The sequence below is a fragment of the Parolsenella catena genome (assembly GCF_003966955.1).
Lineage (GTDB): Bacteria > Actinomycetota > Coriobacteriia > Coriobacteriales > Atopobiaceae > Parolsenella > Parolsenella catena.
This window is the reverse complement of sequence record NZ_AP019367.1, coordinates 644,044-669,259: the sequence shown is the minus strand read 5'-3', so window position 1 is coordinate 669,259 and position 25,216 is coordinate 644,044. Positions and strand designations below refer to the sequence as shown.

Annotated in this window: 18 protein-coding genes; 4 read left to right on the top strand and 14 right to left on the bottom strand. The window is 69.0% G+C overall.

From position 1 onward, the window contains the following. Positions 1-217 precede the first annotated feature (217 nt). On the top strand, positions 218-1,333 hold the full coding sequence (locus tag Pcatena_RS03070) for a PucR family transcriptional regulator (protein ID WP_126421516.1): 1,116 nt from the start codon (positions 218-220) through the stop codon (positions 1,331-1,333). Between the two features lie 48 nt (positions 1,334-1,381). On the opposite strand, the gene Pcatena_RS03065 is transcribed toward Pcatena_RS03070, so the two are convergent. Together Pcatena_RS03065 and Pcatena_RS03060 are read right to left on the bottom strand one after the other, a co-directional pair. Continuing rightward, positions 1,382-1,978: a 5-formyltetrahydrofolate cyclo-ligase gene (locus tag Pcatena_RS03065; protein ID WP_126421514.1), complete on the bottom strand. Its 597-nt coding sequence runs from the start codon at positions 1,976-1,978 to the stop codon at positions 1,382-1,384. Between the two features lie 8 nt (positions 1,979-1,986). Continuing rightward, on the bottom strand, positions 1,987-4,689 hold the full coding sequence (locus tag Pcatena_RS03060; protein WP_126423359.1) for a valine--tRNA ligase: 2,703 nt from the start codon (positions 4,687-4,689) through the stop codon (positions 1,987-1,989). Positions 4,690-4,909: 220 nt separating this feature from the next. On the opposite strand from Pcatena_RS03060, the gene mscL reads away from it, so the two are divergent. Beyond that, the gene (mscL, locus tag Pcatena_RS03055; RefSeq protein WP_126421512.1) at positions 4,910-5,389 is read left to right on the top strand and encodes a large conductance mechanosensitive channel protein MscL; all 480 of its coding nucleotides are present in this window, start codon (positions 4,910-4,912) and stop codon (positions 5,387-5,389) included. A 158-nt stretch (positions 5,390-5,547) separates the two neighbouring features. Here mscL and Pcatena_RS03050 read toward each other — a convergent pair whose 3' ends face one another. Beyond that, positions 5,548-6,495: an alpha/beta fold hydrolase gene (locus Pcatena_RS03050; RefSeq protein ID WP_126421510.1), complete on the bottom strand. Its 948-nt coding sequence runs from the start codon at positions 6,493-6,495 to the stop codon at positions 5,548-5,550. 117 nt (positions 6,496-6,612) lie between these two features. Continuing rightward, a complete protein-coding gene (locus tag Pcatena_RS03045) occupies positions 6,613-7,152 on the bottom strand; it encodes a hypothetical protein (protein WP_126421508.1) in 540 nt (179 codons plus the stop codon). Positions 7,153-7,253: 101 nt separating this feature from the next. Between Pcatena_RS03045 and Pcatena_RS03040 the strand changes: the two genes are divergently transcribed. Next, entirely contained in the window at positions 7,254-7,559 is a 306-nt protein-coding gene (locus Pcatena_RS03040; protein ID WP_126421506.1) for a hypothetical protein, read from the top strand. A 54-nt stretch (positions 7,560-7,613) separates the two neighbouring features. On the opposite strand, the gene Pcatena_RS03035 is transcribed toward Pcatena_RS03040, so the two are convergent. The 3 genes from Pcatena_RS03035 to Pcatena_RS03025 form a co-directional block, all read right to left on the bottom strand. Next, the gene (locus tag Pcatena_RS03035) at positions 7,614-9,023 is read right to left on the bottom strand and encodes an aminopeptidase (protein WP_126421504.1); all 1,410 of its coding nucleotides are present in this window, start codon (positions 9,021-9,023) and stop codon (positions 7,614-7,616) included. Between the two features lie 125 nt (positions 9,024-9,148). Then, complete coding sequence (locus Pcatena_RS03030; RefSeq protein ID WP_126421502.1) at positions 9,149-10,090, bottom strand: glycyl-radical enzyme activating protein; 942 nt, start codon at positions 10,088-10,090, stop codon at positions 9,149-9,151. Continuing rightward, complete coding sequence (locus Pcatena_RS03025; RefSeq protein WP_126421501.1) at positions 10,080-12,398, bottom strand: formate C-acetyltransferase/glycerol dehydratase family glycyl radical enzyme; 2,319 nt, start codon at positions 12,396-12,398, stop codon at positions 10,080-10,082. Before Pcatena_RS03025 ends, Pcatena_RS03030 begins: the two co-directional genes overlap by 11 nt. A gap of 199 nt (positions 12,399-12,597) precedes the next feature. Here Pcatena_RS03025 and Pcatena_RS03020 point away from each other — a divergent pair, with 199 nt between their 5' ends. After that, positions 12,598-13,353 (top strand): DeoR/GlpR family DNA-binding transcription regulator, encoded by a 756-nt coding sequence (locus tag Pcatena_RS03020; RefSeq protein ID WP_172596361.1) that lies wholly within the window; start codon positions 12,598-12,600, stop codon positions 13,351-13,353. Positions 13,354-13,471: 118 nt separating this feature from the next. On the opposite strand, the gene Pcatena_RS03015 is transcribed toward Pcatena_RS03020, so the two are convergent. From Pcatena_RS03015 to Pcatena_RS02985, 7 genes are all read right to left on the bottom strand, one after another. Further along, positions 13,472-14,218, bottom strand: a complete 747-nt coding sequence (locus Pcatena_RS03015; RefSeq protein WP_126421499.1) for a hypothetical protein — start codon at positions 14,216-14,218, stop codon at positions 13,472-13,474. Positions 14,219-14,645: 427 nt separating this feature from the next. Continuing rightward, positions 14,646-15,914, bottom strand: coding sequence for a DNA recombination protein RmuC (locus tag Pcatena_RS03010; RefSeq protein ID WP_126421498.1), 1,269 nt, complete (start codon positions 15,912-15,914; stop codon positions 14,646-14,648). 42 nt (positions 15,915-15,956) lie between these two features. Next, positions 15,957-19,589, bottom strand: coding sequence for a UvrD-helicase domain-containing protein (locus Pcatena_RS03005; RefSeq protein WP_126421497.1), 3,633 nt, complete (start codon positions 19,587-19,589; stop codon positions 15,957-15,959). Next, positions 19,586-22,774 carry a PD-(D/E)XK nuclease family protein gene (locus tag Pcatena_RS03000; protein WP_126421495.1) on the bottom strand — a complete coding sequence of 1,063 codons (3,189 nt, stop codon included), beginning with the start codon at positions 22,772-22,774 and terminating at the stop codon, positions 19,586-19,588. The genes Pcatena_RS03005 and Pcatena_RS03000 overlap by 4 nt, the downstream gene beginning before the upstream one ends. A gap of 116 nt (positions 22,775-22,890) precedes the next feature. Further along, positions 22,891-23,772: a dihydrodipicolinate synthase family protein gene (locus Pcatena_RS02995; RefSeq protein ID WP_126421493.1), complete on the bottom strand. Its 882-nt coding sequence runs from the start codon at positions 23,770-23,772 to the stop codon at positions 22,891-22,893. A 114-nt stretch (positions 23,773-23,886) separates the two neighbouring features. Then, the gene (locus tag Pcatena_RS02990) at positions 23,887-24,342 is read right to left on the bottom strand and encodes an RbsD/FucU family protein (protein WP_126421491.1); all 456 of its coding nucleotides are present in this window, start codon (positions 24,340-24,342) and stop codon (positions 23,887-23,889) included. A gap of 75 nt (positions 24,343-24,417) precedes the next feature. After that, a complete protein-coding gene (locus Pcatena_RS02985; RefSeq protein WP_126421489.1) occupies positions 24,418-25,215 on the bottom strand; it encodes an amidohydrolase family protein in 798 nt (265 codons plus the stop codon). Position 25,216: the final 1 nt, after the last annotated feature.

The following is a 25,216-nucleotide window of genomic DNA, read 5'->3' as shown; positions in this document are numbered from 1 at the left end:
CTTCGCGCGGCGTTTCCGCACGACGGCGTCACTCGTGCGGCGCTTTTGCACGGCGGTGTCACTCGCGCGGCGCTTTTGCACGCTGCGAGGCGCCCGAGCGTGCAGAAACGCTCCGCCAACGCTCGGGGCGTGACAAAACGCCACGGCAATCGACTGGCTGCGTGCGGGTCATGCGCTGGCCCCGTGCATGAACCCCACGTAGGGACGGGAGGCTCCCATGAGACTCAACCTGCAGATCCTGCGAGACGAACTCGCGCCGCTCGAGTTCTCGAGCCACCTCGCGCCTGGCGCGGCGACGCGCTCGTGCACGTTCGCGCTACCCTACGTGCCCGCAGAGCCGCTCGAGGAGGGGCCGGTCTACGTGGCGCAGGCAGGCGAGCTTCCCGAGCATCCGGCCGCGCGGGGCGTAGCCTCGGTCATATGCGTGGGCGAGCCCCCGGCCGCCTGGCGACACGGCAACCTCGACGTGCTGTGGTGCGACGAGCGCGCCGTCGACGCGCGGTCGCTGCTCGCCCGCGTGACGCGCTCGTTTGCCCGACACGACGAGTGGGAGCGCTCCATGCGCGGCCAGCTTGCCGAGGAGGGTCAGCCACGGGAGCTCGAGCTCGTGCTCGAGGGGCTTCTCGCGCACCGGCTGCTTGACGAGCGACGCATCGAGGCGGCGTCTGCGGCGTTTGGCTGGGCAGTCCACGACCACTACCTGTGCGTCTCGGTTGCGTCGGTGCAGCGAGGGCAGAGCCAGGAGCGCCTCGGGGCCACGGCGGCCTCGCTCTCGGCGCTCGTGGGCCAGCTCGCGTGCGTGCTGCACGGCGAGCACCTCGTCGTGGTGTGCAACCTCACGAGGGCGGGGACGGACGAGGAGGGGATGCTGCGCCGCATCAGCGGCGTGTTCGTGCCCGGGCTGCTCGCCGTGGGCGCAAGCACCGGCTACGCCGACCTCAAGAACACGTTCTACTACTACAACCAAACGCTCGCCGCGGCCCGACTCGGCAGCCTAAGGGCACCGGGCGAGGCGTGCTGGCGCTACGGGGACTACCTGCTCGACGACATGCTGCGCCGCGTGCGCCTGCGTCAGATCCCCGACGCGCTCACCCCGACCGGACTCCTCGCCCTCATGGAGCACGACCGCACGCACGGCACCGAGCTCACGCGCCTGCTGAGGGGCTACCTCGACCGCGACCGCAACGTGACGCGTACCGCCCGCGACCTGTTCCTCACGAGAAGCACCTGCATCCGCCACCTCGAGCAGGTCCGCGAGATAAGCGGACTTGACCTCGACGATGCCGACGTCCGCCTCGCCTGCTCGGTGGCGCTGAGGCTCCAAGGCCGCTAGCGGGCGCGGACAGCGCGGATGACGCTCGCCACGGATACGATTCCGCAGCTAGCGGCAGCGAATGACGCGAGCATCGCTCACGACGAGGTCGACCGCACGGTCATGCGGCTCGAGGACCCCGAGCGCGCCCAGGCTGGGCACGAGCGAGGCCTCGCGCGCAAGACCCACCGACACGCCGGGAAAGCTCGCAAGAAGCGCGTCATAGAAGCCACCGCCGTAGCCCAGGCGGTAGCCCCGCTCGTCGAGGGCGAGCGCGGGGACGAGGGCGAGCGCATCGCCCCGCAGCCGCGCCACGTCCACCAGGCGGGTTGCGTCCGCCGGCGGCTCCTCGATGCCCATGCGGCTCGTCTCGAGCGTCTCCCCCGGCTCCACGCGGTACCACGCGAGCGCCCGCGGGCCCGTGACGCGCGGGGCCGCCACGAGCTTTCCAGCCTCCCAGGCCGACCGTACGAGCGAGCGCGTGTCCACCTCGTCTCGGACGGAGAGGTATGCGAGGACAACGGGCGCCGCGTCCCACTCGGACAGGGCGCGCACGCGCGCGGCCACGGCGGCGTCGGCCTCGGCGCGAACGGAGGGACCCAGCCCCCGGCGCACCGCCTTGAGCTGGGTCCTCAGATGCTTCTTATCGAGTGGCCCGGTAGCCACGGATCGCCTTACGCGAGGTCGGCGAGCTGGGCGCGGAGCCGCTCGACCGTTGCCGTGAGCTCGGCGGCGCGGTCGCGCTTGGAGGCGATGACCTCGGGCGTGGCCTTGGCGAGGAAGCCCTCGTTGGCAAGCGTGCGCTCGACGCCCGCAAGCTCCTTCTCGGCCTTGGCGAGGTCCTTCTCGAGCTTCTTGCCCTCGGCAGCGAAGTCCACGAGGTCGCCCATGACGACGAACGCCTCGAAGTCGGGCTCGACGAGGGTCACGGACGCGGCGGGCTTCTCGGCACCCTCGGCAACGGCGAGCTCGCTCACGCGGCCCACGCTCTTGACGAACTCGGCCTGGCTCGTGAGCTTGGCCACGGCGTCCGCGCCGGCGGACACGACGACCGCGAGCTCGGTCTTGGGCGAGAGCTTGTAGCGGGCGCGCGCGGAGCGGACGTCGGCCACGAGGCGGCGGGCGATGTCGAACGTGGACTCGGCCTCGTCGTTCACGAATGGGGCGAAGGCGTCCGGCTCGGGCCAGGCGGCCATCATGAGGAAGCGGCCGACGTGCTCGTCATAGCCGCCCTGGCCGTTGGCGTCGAGCTCGCTGGCGGGCATAGCGTCCCACACGCTCTCCGTCACGAACGGCATGACGGGGTGCAGCATGCGCAGCGACGCGTCGAGCACGTAGACGAGGTTACGCTGCACCTGCAGGCGCTCGGCGCCCTCGCCGTCCAGCAGGCGGCCCTTGCACAGCTCGATGTACCAGTCGCACACCTCGCCCCAGAAGAAGCTCTGCAGGTCGCGGGCGTAGTCACCCAGCTCGTAGGCCTCGAGGCGCTCCGTGGAGGCGGCGACCATCTTGGCGAGGCGCGAGAGCATCCAGGCGTCCTCGGGCGTGGCGGCCTTGGCAGGGCCGGGCGTGTAGCCGTCCATGTTCATGAGCACGAAGCGGCTCGCGTTCCAGATCTTGGTGACGAAGCCACGGGCCTGCTCGGTGCGCGGGCTGTCGATGAGCTCCTTGGTCTTCCTGTCGATGTTGGCGTCGAACTTGACGTCCTGGTTGTTCGTGATGAGCGTGAGCATGTTGTAGCGCATGGCGTCCGCGCCGTACTTGGCGATGAGGTCCATGGGGTTCACGCCGTTGCCCTTGGACTTGGACATGCGGCTGCCGTCCTTGGCCAGGATCGTGGCGTAGATGACCACGTCCTGGAACGGGATCTCCTTGGTGAAGTACAGCGAGCTCATGATCATGCGGGCGACCCACAGCGCGATGATGTCACGCGCGGTGACGAGCGCCTTCGTGGGGTGGTGGCCCTCCATCTGCTCGGGGTGGTCGGGCCAGCCCTGCGTGGCGAACGTCCACAGCTGGGAGCTGAACCAGGTGTCCAGCACGTTCTCGTCCTGGTGGACGTGGTGGCCGTGGCAGTGCGGGCACTCGTGCACGTCGTCCATGCACGCGTCCTCCCAGCCGCAGTCCTCGCAATAAAAGACCGGGATGCGGTGTCCCCACCACAGCTGGCGCGAGATGCACCAGTCCTTGAGGTTCTCCATCCAGGTGGTGTAGGTATCGGTCCAGCGGGCCGGGTGGAACTTGATCTTGCCCGAGGTCACGACGTCGAGCGCCGGGCCCTTGAGCTTGTCGACGGCCACGAACCACTGCTCGGACAGCCACGGCTCGAGCGCGGAGTCACAGCGGTAGCAGTGCATGACGGAGTGGTCGAGCTCGTCGACGTGGTCGAGCAGACCATGCTCGTCGAACCAGTCGACGACGGCCTTGCGGCACTCGTCGCGGTTCATGCCGGAGAACTCGTCGTAGCCGTCCACGACGACGGCGTGCTCGTCGAAGATGTTGATCTGCGGCAGGTCGTGGGCCTGGCCCATGGCGTAGTCGTTGGGGTCGTGCGCGGGCGTGACCTTCACGAAGCCCGAGCCAAAGTCCTTGTCGACGTGGTAGTCGGAGAAGATGGGGATCTCGCGGTTCACGATGGGCAGCATGACCGTCTTGCCCACGAACGCGGCCTTCTCGGGGTCAGAGGGGCTCACGGCAACGCCCGTGTCGCCGAGCATCGTCTCGGGGCGCGTCGTGGCGACAACGATGTAGTCCTGCCCGTTCACCGGCTCGGTGAGCGGGTAGCGCAGGTGCCACAGGTGGCCCTTCTCGTCCTTGTACTCGGCCTCGTCGTCGGAGATGGCCGTGGTGCAGGAGGGGCACCAGTTGACGATGCGCTTGCCACGGTAGATGAGGCCGTCGTGGTACCAGTCGCAGAAGACCTTGCGCACGGCCTTGGCGTACTCGGGGTCCATCGTGAAGCGCTCGTCGGAGAAGTCCACCGAGCAGCCCATGCGGCGGATCTGCTTGATGATGGTGCCGCCGTACTCGCGCCTCCAGTCCCAGCACGCGTCGATGAACTTCTCGCGGCCGATCTCCAGGCGCGAGATGCCCTCGCTCTTGAGCTTCTTGTCCACCTTGGTCTGCGTGGCGATGCCGGCGTGGTCCGTGCCCACGATCCAGCGCGTGGAGCGGCCGCGCATGCGGTTGTAGCGGATGATGGTGTCCTGGATGGAGTCGTCCATGGCGTGGCCCATGTGCAGCACGCCGGTGACGTTGGGCGGGGGGATGACGACGGTGCAGTCGCCGACGCCCTTACTGCGCTGGTAGCAGCCGGCATCGATCCACTCGTCGATGAGCTGGGGCTCGGCGGTTGCCGGGTCGTAGGTCTTGGGCATGTCGGCGGCGCCGGCCGCGGGCGTGTTCTCTGCCACGGAAGAACCATCCTCTCGCAAGGCTGTGGGACGCACGCCCGGCATAGGCCGCAACGTGCTCCCCATGCACGTACAACTAGCAGTCCAGAATACCACGATGAGCGAACGGCAGAGGCGTTTGCCCAGCGCGGGGCAGTCGCACATAATCAGGGGGTCGCGGGGACCAGACCACATGGAGGCACGCATGGCCAAGGACGGCAAGAAGGGCGTCATCGCCGAGTTCGCCGAGTTCATCAACAGGGGCAACGTGATGGACATGGCAGTTGGCGTCATCATCGGCGGCGCGTTCACCGCCGTGGTGAACGCCCTGGTCACGAACGTCATCCAGCCGCTCATCTCGTTCGTCACGGGCGGCGCACCGGGCGTGCCGGGTCTGTCGATTAACCTGAACGGCTCGGTTATCGACTTCAGCGCGTTCATATCGGCCGTCATCAACTTCCTCATCACGGCCGCGGCGGTGTTCGCCATCGTCAAGGCGATGAACGAGGTCAACCGCCTCAGGGACCTTGCCGCCGAGAAGGCGGGCCTGGCCAAGAAGGCCGAGCAGGACGCCGCGCCCGAGCCACGCGTGTGCCCGTTCTGCAAGCAGCAGATCGCCGACGACGCCACGCGCTGCCCGCACTGCACGAGCAAGCTCGAGGGCTACGAGAACGGCGCGGAGTAGACGGACGGGCCGCCGCGCGGCCACGCGAGAATCAGGGCGCGAAACCAGGGCGCGAAACCAGGGCGCGAAACTACGCAGGCTTTGACTCCAAGAGGCCCCTTGCGGGCGCCAGCGAGTCAAAGCCTGCGTCACTTCTGCCCGGGTAACAGAAACGACCCCTACACGCCCTGGCGCGCGAGGAATGCCTCCACGTCTGCCCAGACCGTCTCGCGGATGGGCTCGTTCAAGATCTCGTGGCGGGCACCAGGGTAGATGGTCTTCTCCACGAGGCGCAAGCCGGCGTTTCTGTACTCGTCGACGGCGCGGCTCACGCCCCGGCCGCACTCCCCCACGGGGTCCTCGGCGCCGGCGATGAACAGAAGCGGCAGGTCACGGGGCACACGCCGCGCAAGACGAGCATCCGTTGCGTCCGCGACGAGCGAGGCGAGCACGCCATAGGCGCCCACCGTGAACGTCTGGCCACACAGGGGGTCGGCGATGTACTCGTCCACGACGTCCGGATCCGTCGCGATCCAGTCCACGCTCGTCCGCGCGTCCTTGATGGCGCGGCCGTAGGCGCCGGCGCCCATGGAGTCGATGAGGCGGCTGCGATGGCGCTCGCCGCGCAGCGCGGCAAGCAGGCGCGTGAGCACGCGGCCCGCCATGGTCTGGGTGCGCGGCTGCTGGCCCGTGCCGCACAGGATGGCGGCCGAGAGGCCCTCGGCATGCCGCGTGAGGTAGACGCGCGTGACGAAGCTGCCCATCGAGTGGCCAAACATCACGTGACGCGTCCCCGGATAGCGCTCGCGGACCCTCTCGCGCAGGGCGTGGACGTCCTCGACGAGCGCATCCTCCCCCGCCTCGAGCGGCATGTGGCCCAGGTCGTCTGCCGAGCAGGCCGTCTTGCCATGGCCCACGTGGTCGTTGGCACACACGACAAACCCATGGGACACGAGAAACTCCGCGAACGGCGCGTAGCGCTCGACGTGCTCGGACATGCCGTGGACGAGCTGGACGATGGCGCGGGGCGAGAGGTCCGGCCGGGCCGCGTCGTCGGGCTCCCACACGAGGGCGCGTATGGTCGAGGTGCCGTCATGGCTGGGATAGGTGAGCGTGGCGGTCTGCATGGGGCCTCCCTGGATGCGCGCCGGCGGGCGCGACGTGTTCGTAGGGGATATATACCCACGCCATGCCCCACGGCCATTTGCTTCACAAGAGCGACAGGGCCGCCAAGAGCAGGAACGTCACGCCTCCGACACGCCTGACTCGCGGACCCAGCCAAGCTCGGAGGCGCCATCTGCGCTGGAGAGCTCGTAGGCGGGCTCGCCGCCTTGCTCGCCCACGGCAACGACGACGCAGGGCATGCCGCTTGCGACGTCGATGACGAGGTCGTCGACGGCAAAGCGCGGGGCCGGGCCCACGGCCTGCTGCGCGGCCTGCCGGGCAAGGCGCTCCTCGGCGGCCCTGCCGGCCTCGCGGCCGTAGCGCTGCTGGTCTGCCTGGTGGGTGATGTGCCAGCCGCCGCAGTGCTCGCAGCGATAGATGAACAGGGGCTCGCCGCCCTCCCGCTCGCGGTGGCGGACCACGGCGCGGGCCTGGTCGTACGTCACGTACCTGCGCTTCTTTGCGCAAGAGCTCACGACCTGCCACATGCCCTCGCGCTCGAGCCGCTCGCGGCGGCGCTCCCGCTCGCGACGCTCCGCGCGGCCCTCGCGCGTGACGCGCTGGTCTGGGCGGTCTGGTTCGGCGCCGCTCTCGTAGCGCTGGGTAGACGTCCTTGTCACGGGGCCTCCGTTCCGTCTTCTTTGGGTGTGCGGCCTTATTGTCCGCAAACGCGGGTATCCTCACGATTATCAGGGCAAACAGCTGGGATGAGGAGGGTTCGATGTTCGGATCGAGCGAGAACCGCAACGGATTTGGAACGTTCAGCGGACCGAGAGGCTCGGGCAGCGTGTTCAGCAGCGGCAACACGGCCTGGGTCAGCGGCACGAACGGCCACGACGGGATGTACACGAGGGTGGGCAACACCGTCTTTGGGCCCAACGGGGTCTCGACCGTCATGGGCAGCGGCCCGATAAAGACCGTCTTTGGCCCCGAGGGCATGAGCACCGTCATGGGCAGCGGCAACATCCACACGGTCCATGGGCCGGACGGCTCCACGAGCACGTTCTTTGGCAACGTCCCGTTCTAGGGGGCGCGTCCCAAAGCTGTCAGACCCCTTTGGGACGCGCCGAGGCCATAAGCGCTACGGACGCTCGATGAACGCCTTATAGCCGCGGTAGGCCTCATAGATGTCGGCCTTGCTCGTGACCTCCCACAGCGAGTGCATGGAGAGCACGGCCACGCCCGAGTCGATGACGTCCATGCCATAGCGCGCCATGATGTAGGCGATCGTGCCGCCACCACCGGCGTTCACGCGGCCGAGCTCGCAGGTCTGGAAGCTCACGCTCGCCTCGTCCATGACGTTGCGCACGTAGGCCATGTACTCGGCGTCCGCGTCGTTGGAGCCGCTCTTGCCGCGCGCGCCCGTATACTTGTTGAAGCACAGGCCGTGGCCAAGGTAGGCGCTGTTCTTCTCCTCGAACTGGCCGGCGTAGGCCGGGTCGAAGCCGGCGGAGACGTCACTCGACAGCATGCGGGAGTTGGCGAGCGCTCGGCGCAGTGCCAGGTCTCCGCCCTCGCCTGCGAGCTCCATGACCTCGGCGAGCGCGTTCTCGAAGTAGTGGGCCTGCATGCCCGTGGCACCCACCGAGCCAATCTCCTCCTTGTCGACGAGCAGGCAGACGCTCGTGCGCTCCACGTCCGTGACCTCGAGCATGGCCTCGAGCGAGGTGTAGGCGCACACGCGGTCGTCCTGGCCGTATCCCAGCACCATGGAGCGGTCGAGGCCCATGTCACGCGCGGGGCCGGCCGGCACGATCTCCAGCTCGGCGGAGAGCAGGTCCTCCTCCTCGATGCCATAGCGCTCGGCGAGAAGGCCGAGCAGCATCTGCTTCACGGGTTCCTTGGGCGCGTCGGCGTCCTTGGCGTTCTCGTCGCCCGTGATGACGACGGGCTTGCCGCCCACGATGACGTCGAGGCTCTCGGGATCCACGGCCTCGGCGTGCGTCTTCTTCATCTGCTCGCCGGCGAGGTGGATGAGGATGTCTGAGATGCAGAAGACCGGGTCTGCCGGGTCCTCGCCCACCACGACGGGCACGACGCTACCGTCCTTCTTGGCCACGACGCCGTGGATGGCGAGCGGCGTGGCGACCCACAGCGAGCTCTTGAGGCCACCGTAGTAGTGCGTGTCGAGAAACGCGAGGTCGGCCTTCTCGTAGGCGGGATTCTGCTTGACGTCGAGGCGCGGCGAGTCAACGTGGGCGCCCAGGATGTTCAGGCCGGCCGCGAGCGGGGCCGTGCCGATGTTGAACAGCGTGAGGGCCTTGCCGCGCGTGTTGACGTAGACCTTGTCGCCCGCCTTGAGCGGCTTGCCGGCGGCGATGGCCGCATCGAGGCTCACGTAGCCCGCGGCCTCGGCCAGGGCCACGCCCGCGGCAACGCACTCGCGCTCCGTCTTGTTCTCGCTGATGAAGGAGCGGTAGCGGCCACTCAGGGCCTCAAGCTCCTCGCTCTGCTCGCTCGTGTACTTCTTCCAGGCGCTTGGGCGCTCCATGGATCCTCCCCTCGGCCGGCACGCGGCCGGCGCACGTATGCAAACGCGTCAATTATAGGAGGGAAGCACGAGAGGGGCACGGCGGCGCGAGCTGGATGGGAAGCATTCGGCCATCGAACACCCTGTCACTCGCCACGCAGCGTGGCGAGAAGGCCCTCGGCCCGGACCAGCTCGAGGGCGCGCTCGACGTCCTCCTCGGATAGCTGGGCCACACCACCCATTCCGTACGCGCGCCCCACCGAGGCGTACTTGCTCTCCCCCAGCTGGTGGAACGGCAGAACGTCGGCACGCCGGATGCCCAGCTCGCGCGCGCGGCGGGCGTTGGCGCGGATGCAGGCGTCGCCATCGGTGAAGCCGGGGATGACGGGCATGCGTGCCACGACGCGGCCGCCAGCAGCGACAACGCGCGCGACGTTGGCGTCGCGCACGAGCGGGTCGATGCCCGTGACCGCGAGGCTTCTCGCACGGTCGGCGATCTTGAAATCAACGAGGAAGGCGTCGCAGGCGCCCACGAGGCGATCGAGCGGCACGGCCAACGGCACCGCGAGCGTCGTCTCGAGCGCCGTGGCGGCTCCGGCGGCATGGCAGCGCTCGAGCAACGCGATGACGGCGCGCTGCCGGGCGGCCCCCGCGAGGCACTCGCCGCCGCTCACGGTGACGCCGCCGCCGCTCTCCTCGAAGAACGGAAGGTCGCGCAGCAGCTCGTCGGCGAGCCCGTCCACCTCCCGCCAGGTGCCGAGCAGCTCCTTGGCAGCCATGGGACAGCGCTCGGGCGGGGTGTCGCACGGGGCGCCGTTTGCGTCACGCGAGCCGTCCGGGCGCGCCGAGCAACCGCAGCACAGCTTCTCGTGCCAGCACTCCTCGGGCTCGAACGAGAGGTTCTCGGGGTTGCAGCACCACGGGCATCGGAACGGGCAGCCCTTCGTGAACGCCACGGAGCGGATGCCGCCACCGTCATGCAGCGAGAAGCGCTGGACGTTCGTGACGCACAGCCGGTGCCGCGCGGACGCGACGCACTCGCCCGCGCGCTCCTCGCCCGCCCGCTCGCCGGCCGCCCTACAGCACATGCTCGGTCCTGTTGATGATGTCGTCTTGCAGCGTGCGCGACAGCTCGACGAACAACGCGCTGTAGCCGGCCACGCGCACGACGAGGTCACGATGGCGCTCGGGATGCTCCTGCGCGTCGATGAGCGTAGCGCGGTCCACGACGTTGAACTGGATGTGCTGGATCCCCAGGCGCGAGAAGGCCCTGACGTAGCCCATGAGCTTTGCCAGGCCCGCCTCGCCCGCCAGGGCAGACGGCGAGAACTTGACGTTGAGCAGGCTGCCGTTGCTCTCGAGCACGTTGTTGAGCTTGCTCACGCTCATGAGGCTCGCCGTAGGGCCGTGGGCGTCCCTGCCCGTCATGGGCGACAGGCCGCCGTCGGCGAGTTGCTCGTGAGCATGGCGGCCGTCAGGCGTGGCGCCGCAGGCGGCCCCCAGCGGCACGTGCGCCGAGACCGTGTAGCTGCCCGGCTGGAAGTGCCCGCCTCGCACGTTCTCGTAGCGCTCGACCTCATGGGCGTAGAACTCGAGGAAGTGCCGGCCGAGGAGGTCGACCTCGTCCACGTCGTTTCCGTACTTGGGCATGCGATTGAGAATCGTCTGGCGCAGCAGCTCGTCGCCCTCGCCCGACCAGTCGCGGCCAAGCGCCCCCTTGAGCCGCTCCCAGCTCGCGAGGGGCGTCACGTGACCACCACGCCCGTCGTCTCCCAGCACGCCGCGGCGCAGGGTCACGAGCGAGTCGGCGAGGTTTGCCGTGCCCACGCCCTGCACGCCCGAGGGGTTGTAGCGCGCCCCTCCCTGCGTGACGTCCTTGCCCTGCGCGAGGCAGTCGGCGACGAGGCACGACAGCAGCGGCGTGGGCGAGGTCACGCGATGTGCGAGGTCACACGTGTCGCAGCCGCGCACCATGAGCGAGACGTAGCGGGATATCGTGGCCTCCACCGCACGCTCGAGCTCGGCGTAGTTCGCAAAGCCCTGCGGGTGGGCGGCCAGCGCAAGCTCGAGGCAACGGAGCATGTTGAACATCGAGATGTCGTGCAGGCCATACATGCACCCCGGGATGGACAGCTCCACGCAGCCCACGACGGCGTAGTCGCGCGCGTCGGCCTCGGACACGCCGCGGTTCATGAACGCGCGGACGTTGACCTCGTCGTTGAACAGCTGCGGCAGGCCGTCTCCCAGGCGGATGATCTCGCAGGCCTCGCGGAGCAGCACGTCCGGCGTGCCGGCATGCACGCGCATGGACAGGTTGGGCTGCGGCAGGCGGGTGTCGCGCTGGACGTCGAGCAGCAGCAGGCTCAGCTCGTTCGTGGCGTCCGCGCCCGTCTCGTCCACGCCGCCGACCACGAGGTTGAAGCCGATGGGGAAGCCCGCGAAGAAGCGGGCGCTCTCCGTGGATCGCACGGCGATGATCGTATTGAGCTTGAGGTAGAAGCACTGGATGAGCTCGCGGATGGCCTCGGGGCTCTCGCCGGCTGCCATGCTCGCCTCAAAGTAGGGCCACAAGTACTGGTCGACGCGGCCCAGCGACAGCGACGAGGCGTTGCTCTCGTGCATGAGGGCGACCTCCGTGAGCCACACGAGCTGGATGGCGTCGTAGAGGTCGCGGGCGGGCTCGGTGGCGATGTGCGCGAGAATGCCGGCAATGCGCTCGAGCTCGGCGGCACGCTCGGGCGTCGAGCGCACGATGAGCTCGCGAGCGGCGCGCTCGTAGCGGCCGATGTAGGCAATCATGGCCTCGAGCGAGATGACGGCCGCGCTCAGGAAGGCGTTGTCGGGCTCTGCGGCGGCACGTGCGCGGGCGCGCTCGAGGATGGTGCCGTAGCCGCAGGCGAGCACGAGCGGGAAGTCGCAGATGATGTGGCCCTGGCCCTTGTCAGTCTGCGCCACGGAGAAGACCTTGTCCGCCTCGGCCGCCGCCACGTCCGCATCGAGGTGGGCGCGATACCAGTCGTTGAGCGAACGCCCGCTCCAGTAGGGCAGCAGCTCCTCGCGAAGCTCCGCCTTGTCCCGCTCGGAGATGTCGAAGGGGTCCTGGGGTCGCGTGGGGAACGCGTCGAGCTCCTCGGCAATCCAGTATGGGCTCATCTCGGGTGACACGACGCCGGCGCGCGGGGTCTCGCTGCGGTTGCCCACGATGAGGTCCGTGTCGTCGATGACGATCCTGTGGCCGGCAAGCACGCTTGCCACGGCTCGGGCGCGACGGACGACGACGGGCTGCCCCTCCGTCTGCCTCCAGCTCTGGGTGTAGAGTCGCGCGCGCTCGAGCGAGATGACGCGCGGGGTCGAGAAGATCTTGTCCTTCATCGCTTGCATGCGGTCCGTGAGCATGGGCTCTCCCATCAGACGTGGTTGTGGGGCTGAGTTGGCGTGGCACCTTCCCGGTTGGCGCGGCGCCCTCCCAATTGGCCCCAAAGTAGTCTGTTTTCTCCTAGTTTGCAAGCCGTTAGGCGCGATTCTCGGCGTAGTTATGCGTATTTATCCCCAATTGGTATACTTACGGACAAGGAGCGACCGCCAAGGAGGATCGATGTTTCCAGAGGAGCGCCGCGCGCAGGTTGCGCGCATCATCGACGAGACGGGCCGCGTCACCGTCTCGGAGCTTGCGAGGCGCTTCGGCGTCACGGAGGACCTCATGCGCCGCGACCTCAAGCAGCTTGCCGAGGAGGGCCGTTGCCAGAAGGTCTACGGCGGGGCCACGCGCGTGGAGAACGTGCGCGAGCGGCCCATGAGCGCCCGCATCGACCAGCACGCCGGCGAGAAGCTCGCCATCGCGTGCAAGGCGCTGCCGCTCGTAGGGCCCGGCCAGACCGTCTACCTCGACATGTCGAGCACGTGCGTCCAGCTCGCCCGCCTTATCGCCAGCTCGGGCGTGGGGTGCACGGTCGTGACGCCCATGGTCGACGTGCTCGTGGCGCTGGCCGGCGCGCCCGGCGTCACCACGCTGTGCTGCGGTGGCACGATGCGGGCCGACCTCTCGGGCCTCACGGGCTCGATCGCGCTCGACGTGGTGGGGCGCTTCCGCTTTGACGCCGCGTTCATGGGCGCGTACGGCATGGATGCCGAGACGGGCGAGGTCAGCACGTTCGACGCCGACGACGGCGCGCTCAAGGCCGCCGCCATGGCGAGGGCGAGCCAGGCGTACCTGCTGTGCGAGTCCGCCAAGTTCAGTGCGTTCGGCACGTACCGCTTCGCGAGCCTCGCAGACTTCGACGCACTCGTCTGTGACGCCGAGACGGGCACCGGCGTCGACCGCGTCCGCTCTCTGGGCGTGGACGTCCTGTAGCGGCGAGTCACCCGCCGTCGTCCTCACCGAGAATGAATATCGGGACAAACCGGTCAGCAAAACCGCAGTTGGCGATTGCGAAATTGTCCCAAGTTTCATTCTCGGCGACCGCAAGAGGCTAGGGAATGACGCCGTAGGCACGCAGCTTGCGCTCCATGACGGGGCGGTTGCCTGCGTCTGCGGCTGCTATTCTCGCCACGAGAATCCCGTGCGCGGTAATGGCGGCCTCACGCTGGCGCTCGGCCATCATGGCGGTCACGGCACCGTCTGGACCATTTAGCAGCTCGTACTTCTGGCGACCATCGACCTCAAGGTCGACAAGCGTGTCGTCCGAACGGCGCAGGACGATGTCCAGCCGATACGTCTTGCCGGGCCTCTCAAGGTCTGCCACCACGAGCTGCAAATCGTAGATGGGAACGCCCAGGCTGATGACCGTGGCCCGCGCTATGGACTCGGCACCGCTCTCGGCACGTCCATCCGCCGATTCGAGCACCTGACGAACGTACCGAATGCCGCGCCCTCCCGCATGCCAGCCCAGGTAGCGCTCGAGCTTCTCGCGCGTGGACACACCCTCTCGCAAGGCACCATCCGCAATCACAAGGGCATCGGCGAACGGGAGGCTCCGAAGGCAGTCGTAGAGCATTCGCTCCGACGAGCTCACCCTAACGCCGTCGATCATCCTCCACTCGGCGGCCTTCGCCTGGTGGTGGCACGTGTAGCCCTTATCCTGTCCGCCCGCCCTGCACGGAGTTGTGTAGTGGACCTTGCCAAGGCAGGAATAGGAGACCGACAGACCGTAAAACAACGCGGCCGTCTGGTGCGAGAAGACCCAGGCAGGATGAAGCGCGGCAAGGGTCTTCGCCACACAAAGGTTGCGAGCGTCGGGAGTTAGCTCGCGCCAGAGGTCCGATCGAGCATAGAGCCCCGGATGAGGGGACACGAGAAGCCCGGCAACCGCGAGCCTCGAGAGGGGCCGAGCATCCGCGACGTCTGCCCGTGCGAGCAAGACTCCCCTCTCCTCGCATGTCTTCAGCGTCGATGCAATTGAAGCGGGGATACGGGTTGCCATGGCCGCCCTCCGTGCGATCTCGCGGGGAGGACACGGTCTCGATGGGAGCCGGCCCACGGCCTCATGGCTCGTCCTCAGTACGCCCCTTCTACCCACAGAGACGGCACGCCATACCCGGGCACGTCAACTGCCCCGCGAGAATGAAAATCGGGACAAACCAAGCAGCAAAACCGCAGTTGGCGATTGCGCCCATGTCCCAATATTCATTCTCGGCGAAGTGGGGTTACTCCTCGCCGTCCAGGGTGGGGGTCTCGTCCTCGTTGAGGGAGATGTCCTTGAGCTTGCGCTCCATGACGTTCGTGCGCGTCGTGATGATGCCGTCCACCGTGCGGCCGGCGAGGTCGATCTGCTGCTTGGCGCGGCGCAGCTCGGCCTGGTACTTGGGCAGCTCGGCCTTCACGGCCTGCAGCACGCGCAGCACCTCGTCGGTCCGGCGCTGCAGGTTGAACGTCTGGTAGGCCATCTCAAGGCTGCTGAGCAGCGCCGCCATGGTGGAGGGGCCGGCCACGTTCACGTGCCAGTCGCGCTGCAGCGACTCGATGAGCCCGGGCATGCTCACGACCTCGGCATACAGGCCCTCGAACGGCAGGAACATGATGCCGAAGTTGGTCGTGGCCGGCACGCTCACGTACTTGGTGGAGATGTCTCTGGCCTCTGCCTTGATGCGCGTCTCGAGCTGCTTGCGCGCGGCGACGATGGCCTCGCGGTCGCCGGAGTCGAGCGCGTCACGCAGCTGGGCGTAGGTGTCGCCGGGGAACTTGGCGTCGATGGGCAGCCACACGGGCTCGCCCTCCTCGACCGGCAGCTTTACGGCAAACTCGACGCGGTCCGCGCTGCCGGGCTTCGTGGCGACGTTCTCGGCGTACTGGGCGGGCGCGAGGACCTCGGACAGGATGGCGCCGAGCTGCACCTCTCCCAGGATGCCGCGCGTCTTGACGTTGGAGAGCGTCTTCTTGAGGTCTCCCACGCCGGCGGCGAGCGACTTCATGTCGCCAAGGCCGCGATAGACGGCCTCGAGGCTCTCGTTGATCTGCTTGAACGAGGAGGACAGGCGGTCGTTGAGCGTCTTGGTGAGGCGGTCGTCCACCGTGGCGCGCATCTCGTCGAGCTGGCGGTTTGTGTCCTGCCGGATGAGGCGCAGCTGCTCGGTCGTGGTTTGCGAGAGGCCCTGGAGGTGCTGCGTGGTGGCCTGGGCGCTCGCGGCAAGCTGCGAGGTGACGTCGCGGCGCATGCCGTCCACGCGGTTTCCCGCCTGCTCGATGCTGCGGGCCGCCGCGTCGAGGGAGGCCCTCGTGGACGCGGCGTCGGCAGCCTGCTGCGTCTTGAGCGAGGCGACCTCGGCGTTCGTACGCTCGAGGTACGACGCGAGGGTCTGCTCGTCCACGGCGGCGGGGGCGCCGGGCGCGGCCCCGCCCGCACGCATGACGGCCACGGCGGCCACGACAACGGCCACGGCCGCCACCACGATTGAGACCAGCTCGATGGGACTCATGTGCATCTCTCCTCAGACGAGTTGACGAGGGGCTGTCGCTCGTCAACCAAACTCGTAGCGGGTGACGACGGGCTGGCCGAGCTCATCGGAAAGCTCGACGCAGACGAAGGCGCACGTGACGTGGCGCCAGCCCTGCTGGCGCAGGACGGAGGCGTAGAAGCGCGCCTGCATCTCGTGGCGCTCGCGAATCTGCCCAAGCGTGAGGCCGTGGTCACCCGTCTTGTAGTCGACGAGCAGCGCCGAGGCATCCTCCCTTGCCACGGGCGCATCCGTGGCGAGCAGGTCGATGGCGCCCTCGAGGTCATGCCCGAGCGGCGAGCTCACGCCGCAGAAGAACGGCACCTCGGCGCGCACGCACGCATGGGAAAGGGCCTCGGAGCGGATGTCGCTTCTCTCCCAGCGCGCGAGCGCGGCGTCCAGGCGGGCGCGGTCCCGGCGCGAGACGCCGTAGGAGGCGGCCACGACCGAGACGCGCCGCTCACCGGGCGCGTGCCCCGTCTCGACCATGAGACGCGCAAGCTCGTGGAACGCGCTGCCCAGGCAGGTGGCGCGGTCAGCGTCGTCGGCATCGGCCGGCTCGCCGTCGTCGTCGACGAGCACGGTCTCGGCACGGCGGGGGCTCGGGGCCGCAGGCGCCTCGCCGGCGGGCACGACGCCCGCGCGGGCTCTCTGCGCCTCCGAGACGGGCAGGCACGCGGGCAGCTCGAGCACGTCGTCGAGAGACGAGGCGCCAGCCTCCGCCGCGAGCGCGGCGTGGGCGCTCGAGTAGCTGAACACGTCCTGCCGCGGACGCCACCCCCCGAGCGGCGCGCGCGTCTCGGCATCGATGTCAAAGACGAGGAAGGGCTCGCGGGACGTCTCCTTCGCCCCTTCGCCGGCGGCGGGCGCAGGCGTAAGTGCGGAGGCATCGAGCGTGCCGCCAGCCTCGACCTCGACGGAGCCATCTGGCAAAAGCGATGCGTCAACGCAGCGCACGAGGCCCTCGGCGCGCCCGCCGTAGCCGAACGAGCCCTCGCCGGCGACCGGGCGCTCGCCAAAGAGCGCGCCCGCGACCTGCTGCGTCATGACGGGCGACAGCTCGCCGCCCTTCTTCTCGGTGGCCGAGAGGCACAAGATGACGCACTCGCGGGCGCGCGTGAGCGCCACGTAGAGCAAACGTCCGTCCTCGCGAGACTCGGCGTCCGTCCTCGTCTGCTCCATGAGCGCGCGCCACTCGAGCGCGCTGTCGCAGTCGCGGGCGTCTGCCGGCGCGTCCTCGCCGAGGTCAGGCACCTTGAAGCCGGCCGGTGCCAGCGAAAGCAGCTCGCGGGCGCCATCGCGCAGAGACAGCAGGCGCCCCACCTTGTGGGACGACTCGGACCCGCAGCACCCCACGACGGCCACGACATCGAACTCGAGGCCCTTCGAGGCGTGCGCCGTCATGAGGCTCACGGCGTTGAGGCCCTCGCCGGAAAGCGACGCCGGGCCCTCCTTGGCCGCCTCGAGCCAGCGCGAGAACTCGTCTGCGGCGAGGATGGCGTCGAGCTGGTTGGGCTCGGAGAGCTCGCGGACGTGACGCACGGCGGCAAGCACGTTGGCGGCCACGGCACGGCCCGCGACGCCCCCGCGCTCGAGGCGCAAAAGCCAGCCGGACTCGCGGATGGCCATGAGCAGAACGTCTGCCACGGGAATCTTTCCCACGCGGTCCCACGCGCGCGTGATCACGCGACGGGCGTGGGAGAGGCGCTCGGAGGGCGCCGCGTTGCCAAAGTCCGGGGCACCCTCGCGAACGCCCACGTTGATGCGGCGCTTGGCGGGGGCGTCGAACACGTCCTGCGGGCGCGTGGCGAGCATGAGCATGTCGTTGCCGTCAAGCTCGAACATGTCGCTCTCGAGCACGCCGAACAGGCCGCTCTTTGTGTCCTGCGGACAGGCGAGGCAGCGCAGAAGTGCCTCGACCACGCGGACCTCGCTCGCCTGGGCGAACGTGGAGCCGCCCACCACGACGCTCTCGAGCCCGCGCTCGCGCAGGGCGTCGATGTAGACGGGCGCCTGCGTGAGGCTGCGCATGAGCACGGCCATGCGTCGCGGCTCCACGCCGACGTCGTCGCGGATGCGTGCGAGGCGGTCGGCGAGCTGCGCGGCAGCGAGCCGGGCGCGCGTCTCCTTGGGAACGGCGCGCACCCCCAGCCTGTGGGCGCGCGTGAGCTCCACGACGACGCGCGGGCAGCGCCTCTCGGGCCAGTCGCTCTTGCGGGCCGGGTCCGGGCGCAGGTCCATGAAGCGCGGCACAATGCCGGAGCTTCCGCAGGCTCGGGCCACGAAGCGAAGGATCGCGTCGTCGCTCCTGAAGTTGTAGGCGAGCTCCACCGTGGCGGCACGTCCCTGCTTGGCGGCCTCGCGGACCTCCTCGCCGCGGTCCTCGAACACGCTCACGTCTGCCCCGCGGAAGCCGTAGATGGCCTGCTGGGCGTCACCCACGGTCGTGAGGTGGCACGCCCCCTCGCCCGACAGGCTCTTGACCATGCCCACCTGCTGGGCGTTCGTGTCCTGGAACTCGTCGACCATGACGAGGCGGAACTTGTGCGCGTACTCGTCCGCAATGCCTGCGCGCTCGCGAAAGGCACGGGCCGTGAGCTGGAGCAGGTCGTCGTTGTCCAGCACGCCGCGCGAGCGCTTTGCGGCCGCGTAGAGCTGCTCGACGCGGCCGGCGAGCGCCATGAGGGGCTCCTGGAGCGGCATGACGCAGGCAAGGTCCACCTCGCCACGGGCCACCTCCAGGGAGGACTTCGTCTCTGCCCAGAGGTCCTTGACGTTCTTGGCGCGCCACTTGCGGCCATCGGGCCCCTTGATGGAGCCGAGCAGCTCGCGTGCGGCCTGCGGCGTGCGCTGGCTGGGCGGCAGCTGCCCGAACTCCTCGAGCCGTGCCAGCTCGCCGCGGACCCGCGCGAGCTCGTCTGCGTGCTTGAGGTCGCAGGCGCACAGAGCCCCGTAGGCAAGCGTCAGCGATGCCATGGTGCCCGAGACGTCCGCGCCCGCCTCGACGAACGAGAGCGACTCGAGGCCGCGCTCGGCAGAGCCCGCCTTGGAGATGAGCGTGGCGAGAAGGCCGGGCACGCCGTCGCGGCCCGAGCCGGTGCCGGTGCCGAACTCGGCGTAGAGCGCGTCGAGGCCGGCGGAGCCCTGCTGCTCGCGCAGGGCCTGCTCGGTGGCCTGCGAGCGCAAGAGGCGCGCCTCCTGCTCGCCGATCATGGCAAACTCGGGGTCGAGCCCCAGGTCCAGGGCGTGCGCGCGCAGGATGCGGGCGCACATGTGGTGGATCGTGCTCACCCAGGCCGAGTCAACCTTGAGCGCCTCCTCGCCAAGCCCCGCCTGGCGCAGCGCCGAGCGCACGCGCTCCTTGATCTCCCCGGCTGCCTTCTCCGTAAACGTGATGACGAGCGCCTGGTCCAGGCTGTCGAGGAAGGGCCTGCCGCCCTCGCCCGAGCCGGGGCACAGCGCCCACACGATGCGCCGCGTGAGTGTGAACGTCTTGCCGGAGCCCGCGCCCGCCGCCACGAACACCGGGCGGTCAAGCGTCGTCACGATGCGGCGCTGCTCGGGAAGCAGCCCCTTGAGCAGGGCGGCGACCTCGGGCGGCACCTGCGCCGTCCCTTCCTCGCGGCCTTCCGCCGTACTCAGCTTGATATCGCTCATGACTGCCTCCTCTCGCAGCTCAGCACCGGACACCACGCGCACGCCTTGGGCGAGGAGGGCCTCGCGTCCACCTCGCCGGCGAGCATGCGCTCGATGACGGCTGCCACGGCCTCCTCCGTGCGGTCGAGCAGCTCGTCGAACGAGCGCGCGCCCGGCACCGGCACGCAGACGCGCTCGAGGCGCTTCTCGCCCACGTCTGACCCGAGCACCGCCGCGGCGTCGTGCGCCGTGAGGGCGCCAGCGATCTCGTGGATGCCCTTCGTGCCCAGGTAGACGGCACCCACAAGCTCCACGCCCGCGTCACTCAGCAGCCGGCGCGCGATGCCCGCGTAGATGAGGGTCTGGACGCGTCCGGGCAGCGCAAAGCCAGCATCCCAGTCCGCCTCGTCGCGGCCACTCAACGCGTACTCCTCAAACAGGCGGCTCTTGTGCTTGTAGTCGATGACGAGCGCCCGCCCGTGCTCGTCCACGTCGATGCGGTCGATCGTGCCCACGAAGTCCGCGCCGGCGTAGTCTGCCGGAAGGCCGGTCGAGCCGCCGAAGCGCCCCTCGAACAGACGCGGCTCGAAGCCGGCGAAGCGGGTTGCCTCGTACTCGAGGGTCGCCTCGATGTCACGCTCGACCTCGGCGAGGCGGCGGCGTTCCGAGGGCGTGTGGGCGATGAGCGCCTGCTTGTTGCGCGTGGAGCCCTCGAGCCGCTGGTGCGCCAGGTGCTCGGCGAAGTGGGCGTGCATGAGCCTGGTGGCGCGCGGAAGCGTTCGCTCGTCCACGCGCGACCCAGCCACGCGCACGGCAGGGTCGAACCAGAACAGCCTGCCCTCCGGCGACTCGCCGCAGTCCTGCCCCACGAGGCCGGCCTCGCGCGCGGCATCCAGGAACAGGTCTCGGTGCGTGAGCTCGAGCACGCGGTGGACAAAGGTTCCCACCTGCATGTTCGAGAACTCGGCGTCACAGTCGTCCAGGCCCAGGCGGCGCAGCGTGAGCCACTTGTAGGGGCACTCGAGGTAGGTCTCCACCTGTGAGGCGGAGAGCGACGGGCGGCCCTGCGGCAGCTCGGGCTGGCCGTCGCGCGGGACGATGACGAGCCTGCGCAGCGCCGGGTCGAGCTGCCCCGCCGAAGCGGCGGGCGCCACCTCGACGGCCTGCGGCACGGTGCCACTCGCGGAGAGGTTCTCCCCTATGTGCCCCTCGTCCACGCGTGACGCGGGGTCTGACTTGAGCAGCGGCCTTCCGTCCTCGCCCACGGCGTAGCACGAGAGGACCTCGGAGAGCATGACGGCGGGGAACGTCTCGCTCGCGCCCGCGTCATGGCTGGGACGCACGAGCGACAGGTGCCGCCGTGCCGCCGCGGCCACCGCGGCAAACGAGGCACGCGAGCTCGCGAGGCCGTCCGCGGGCACATCGACGCCGCAGTGCTCGAGAAGCCTGTCAAGCGCAGAGTCTGGCACGGGAATGGGAGAGCTCGCGGAATCGAGCCCCAGGTAGACCACGGCATCGGCCGAGGCGGGCGCGAGCGCGGCGGCCATCTTGGGGCTCATGAGCTCCACGGTGCACGGCGAACCCTCGCACGCAAGCTCGGGACGGCACGTGACGCGCAGACGCTCGAGCGCCGTGCCAGCAAGGTCGACGAGCTCCTCGAGCGTGGCGCCCTCGTCCGCGGAGACGCCGCAGGCACGCAGCGTGCGGCCGGCCTCGGCGACGGCGCCGATGGCTCCCGCGTCGAGAAGGGCGGACAGGCGCTCCTCGGCGCCAGTCTCGGGCTTCTCGGCCGCGGCCACGGCGTCCGCGGCAGCGGCATCAGGCTGAGGCGACGCCGCAAGGCGCATGGCCGCAGCGGCAACGTGCCCGCGCAGGAGCTCGCGCACGGCACCGGCCACCTGCGGAGACGTTGCCGAGTGGTTCTGGAGCGTACGCAGCACCTCGGCAGGCGTGAGGATGCGGTTGCCTCGCCAGGCCACGTCGCGGCGCCAGGCGCGGTTGGCGCCCACGCCCGTGACGTCCAGCAGCAGGAAGTCGGAGACCTCGCGCGGGGGCCACCAGCTCATGTCGGGAAGCTCGGCCCCAGGGTCATCGGGCCACGTCGTAGCGAGAGCGTCGAGCGCAACCACGCTCCGGGCGAGGCCGAGAAAGCCCGCACCGGCACGCGTCTGGGAGGCGGGAGCGCCAAGCTGCGCGCGCACCGTGATACCGTGGGCGTGCAGCTTGGGCGAAAGCTCGCGCCAGGCTGCCGCCACGTCCGGGGCCACGATGACGACGCGTTGCGCTCCCCCATCCGCAAGCTCGCAGACGTGGGCGCACACGGACGAGGCAACGGCGAGCGGGCCCGCGGGCTCGAGCAGGCTCACTGCGCCCGTGGGGACCATGCCCTCCTTGCCCGTCTCGAACAGGCACGAGAGCAGCTCCGACAGCTCGGCGGTGCGCTCGACGGGCGCGGCGGGGGCGTCGCCCACGTGCGCGACCTCGATGCCCCGCGAGCGAGCCTCGTCCTCGAGCTTGTGCGCCGAGGCGCGGGCAACGTCACCGGCGGGCCCTTCCCCGGCCTGGCACACAAACGTGCACTCCCCCGCCGCGGCATAGCAAAGAGCGAGCTCACGAGTAGCGCGAGGCAACTCGCCAAAGCCCACGAGCACGCACGGGGAAAGCCCCGCGCCCTCCTCGGCCATGAGGCCGGGAAGCGCGGCGGCAGCCTCGGCGGGCTCCACAAGCCGGCGCTGGCACAGCACGCGCGCATAGCGCCCGAGCAGCTCGAGGGCGCGGGCCTCGCCAACAGAAAGCGAGGCGGCATCCGCGGCAGGCAGCCAGGGCAGCCCCCTCTGGGCCGCCTGGCACAGCAGCTGCACCGTGCCGGCGCCAGCGTCGAGCGGCTCAAGGGTGCCGTCGGCGGACGCCTGGGCAACCACGCGCTGCATGAGCACGGCGCGCGCCGCCGGCGTCACGAGCGCGCGGCCATCGCCGTAAAGCGCCCAGCGAAGCTCGCACCACGTAGCCGGCGTGGCGCAGTCAACGCCCAGGGAGAGGCCATCGATGCGCTCGAGCGCGCGCTGCACCTCGAGAGACACCGAGAGGCTCGGTGCGAGCACGAGCGGGTTGACCGAGCGAGCGCGTCCGCACGCCTCGCGCAGCGCACGCTCCACGCACGTGCCCACGCGCCGCTCGTCGCTCGTCTGTATGACGGTGAGTCCCATGTTCCTCCACGGTCGAATTCCACTGCACCAATCCTACCGCGCCTTGCGGACAAAAAGGGACCCGGCCACCCACGCGGGCGGACGGGTCCCAGCAAAGACCAGATGCGTTAGGTTCGCTACTCCGCGAGCAGCTCCGCGATGGCGGCCTCATCGGCCTCGGTGGCCTGGACGGCCGGCTCGAAGATCTTCGTGGAGATGGGCAGGCCCTTGACCTTCACGGCAGCCTTGATGGCAGAGACGAACAGGTCGCAGACGTCATAGACGGCCATGAGCTTGGAGATGCGCTCGGCGCACGCCACGGCGGTCGCGAAGTCGCCCTCCTCGTAGGCCGCGTGCATCTTGACGAACGTCTCGGGCTCCACGTTCGTGAGGCCGCACAGCACGCCGTTGCCGCCACTCACGCGGTTGACCAGGTAATACTCGTCAAAGCCGGAGAACACGGTGAAGTCGGGGTTCACGGCACGCGCGGCGCGGATGACCTTGCGCGTGTGGCTGATCGTGTCCACGGTGTCCTTGATGCCGCAGATGTTGGGGTGCTTGGCGGCAAGAGAGGCCACGAGCTCGGGCGTGAGGTCGGTGCCGGTGCGCGCCGGGAAGTTGTAGAGGATCACGGGCAGCTTCGTGGCCTCGGCGATGCCGCCAAAGTAGTTCTCGGCGGTCAGAGGGCTCGGGCCAAAGTAGTACGGCGAGACGGCGAGCACCGCATCGGCACCGGCCTTCTCGGCGAACTTCGTGAACTCGATGACGTTGGCGTACGTCGTGTCGCCCACGCCGGCAAACACCTTCATGCGCTCACCAACGCGCTTGACGGCAAACTCGAGCGCGGCCTCCTTGTCGGCAAGCGAGACGCTGTAGAACTCGCCGATGCTGCCGAACAGCAAAACGCCGTTCACGCCGGCGTCGGCAAGGTGGTCGAGGTGCTTGCCCCAGAGGTCGTAGTCGATTTTGCCCTCGTCGTCCGTAATGGTGATGGACGGGCAGAAGATGCCCTTGAACATGACTTTCTCGCTTTCTGGGGACGACCAGCTCCAGGCTATCCCCCATTTGTTTCCCTTTGACGCAACATGGGACCGGCCGCAAGCGGGCCGGTCCCATGGGCAATGCGAACGAAGCTAGTCGATCTGCTCGTTCTCGTACACGACGCCCTTCTGCAGAATGACGTTAGCATACTGGGCGCGCTCGCTCGTGGCGATCACGACGTAGGCCTTCTTGGCCTCGTCGTAGAACGGGAAGCGGTCGATGGTGCCGATGACGTCGGCGCCGCGGTCGTCCACCTCGGAGACGAGCTGCTTGTACGTGTCCCAGATCGGGGTCTCGCAATCGTCACCCGGCACGACGTCCATGAGCGTGACGGGCTTCTCGACGTACTGGTCGAGCGGGACGAGCTTGAGGATGGCCTTGAGGATCTCGGGCACGCCGTGGCCGTCGCAGCGGACGAGCTTGCAGTCCTTGGCGATGGAGGCCGCCGGGAAGTTGCCGTCGGCGATGACGAGCGTGTCGCCGTGGCCCATCTCGCACAGGATCGAGAGGAGCTCGGGCGGAAGCACCGGAGAGATACCCTTGAGCATAATGCACTCCCTTACTTTGATGGGACCGATGGAGCGGCCCGCGCGCCGACTGGACGCGCGGGCCGACTTCAGACGTTAGAGCGTAAGGCCGTAGGCACGCACGGCGTTGTTCATGAAGAAGTCCTCGTCGTCGCCAAAGGCGTCGCGAAGCGTCTGGAAGTGCTCGTCGAAGGAGCTGTAGAGCTTCACGACGGGCCAGTTGGACGCGTACAGGAGCTTCTTGGGGTCGAACGTGTCGCGCGTGAACTTGAGCAGCTCGGAGACGAACTGCTTGTCGGCCGTCGGGAAGCCCGAGACCTTCACGTAGAGGTTCGGCAGGGTCGCGAACTTCTTCATGACCGCGCACCACTCCGACGTGAGCGCCTCGACGTTGCCGAGGTGGTTCAGGATGACGGTCTCCTCGGGCGCCTGGGCGAACGCCTCGTAGGCGTCCTCGAGCTCGTTCACGCGGTTGCAGGACTCGAAGGGCAGGCCCTTCTTGGCCAGCGTGTGAAGGCCCTCGACAAAGCTGGGCTCAAGGCAACGACCCTTGGGCTCGGAGTCGATGTGGAGCGGCTCGCGGATGCCGGCGGCAAACGCGGGGACGCGCATCCACGGAGAGACGTCGCTGCGAAGCATGCAGGCGAGCATCTTGGGGTGGGCCGCCTTGAGGTCGTAGGCGATCTTGTCCTCGGCCTCGTGGTCGGCGCAGTCAACCTCGACGTACACGCCGCCGACGAACTCAACACCGGCCTGGCGGGCGTACTCGGCCTCGAGGTCCTCCACCTTGTAGGTGTGCGTGATGGTGCCGTCGGTGCCGTCGAGCCAGGGAAGGCTCTGCGTATCGAGGTTCCACACGTGGAAGTGAGAATCGACAACCTTGAGATCAGACATG

Excerpts from the sequence above, each read along its gene's own strand:
- Pcatena_RS02985 (WP_126421489.1), bottom strand. The coding sequence starts at position 25,215 with ATGTCTGATCTCAAGGTTGTCGATTCTCACTTCCACGTGTGGAACCTC.
- Pcatena_RS03070 (WP_126421516.1), top strand. The coding sequence starts at position 218 with ATGAGACTCAACCTGCAGATCCTGCGAGACGAACTCGCGCCGCTCGAG.
- Pcatena_RS03020 (WP_172596361.1), top strand. The coding sequence starts at position 12,598 with ATGTTTCCAGAGGAGCGCCGCGCGCAGGTTGCGCGCATCATCGACGAG.
- Pcatena_RS02995 (WP_126421493.1), bottom strand. The coding sequence starts at position 23,772 with ATGTTCAAGGGCATCTTCTGCCCGTCCATCACCATTACGGACGACGAG.
- Pcatena_RS03010 (WP_126421498.1), bottom strand. The coding sequence starts at position 15,914 with ATGAGTCCCATCGAGCTGGTCTCAATCGTGGTGGCGGCCGTGGCCGTT.
- Pcatena_RS03005 (WP_126421497.1), bottom strand. The coding sequence starts at position 19,589 with ATGAGCGATATCAAGCTGAGTACGGCGGAAGGCCGCGAGGAAGGGACG.
- Pcatena_RS03060 (WP_126423359.1), bottom strand. The coding sequence starts at position 4,689 with ATGCCCAAGACCTACGACCCGGCAACCGCCGAGCCCCAGCTCATCGAC.
- mscL (WP_126421512.1), top strand. The coding sequence starts at position 4,910 with ATGGCCAAGGACGGCAAGAAGGGCGTCATCGCCGAGTTCGCCGAGTTC.
- Pcatena_RS03000 (WP_126421495.1), bottom strand. The coding sequence starts at position 22,774 with ATGGGACTCACCGTCATACAGACGAGCGACGAGCGGCGCGTGGGCACG.
- Pcatena_RS03025 (WP_126421501.1), bottom strand. The coding sequence starts at position 12,398 with ATGCTCACGGACCGCATGCAAGCGATGAAGGACAAGATCTTCTCGACC.
- Pcatena_RS03040 (WP_126421506.1), top strand. The coding sequence starts at position 7,254 with ATGTTCGGATCGAGCGAGAACCGCAACGGATTTGGAACGTTCAGCGGA.
- Pcatena_RS02990 (WP_126421491.1), bottom strand. The coding sequence starts at position 24,342 with ATGCTCAAGGGTATCTCTCCGGTGCTTCCGCCCGAGCTCCTCTCGATC.
- Pcatena_RS03050 (WP_126421510.1), bottom strand. The coding sequence starts at position 6,495 with ATGCAGACCGCCACGCTCACCTATCCCAGCCATGACGGCACCTCGACC.
- Pcatena_RS03035 (WP_126421504.1), bottom strand. The coding sequence starts at position 9,023 with ATGGAGCGCCCAAGCGCCTGGAAGAAGTACACGAGCGAGCAGAGCGAG.
- Pcatena_RS03030 (WP_126421502.1), bottom strand. The coding sequence starts at position 10,090 with ATGTGCTGTAGGGCGGCCGGCGAGCGGGCGGGCGAGGAGCGCGCGGGC.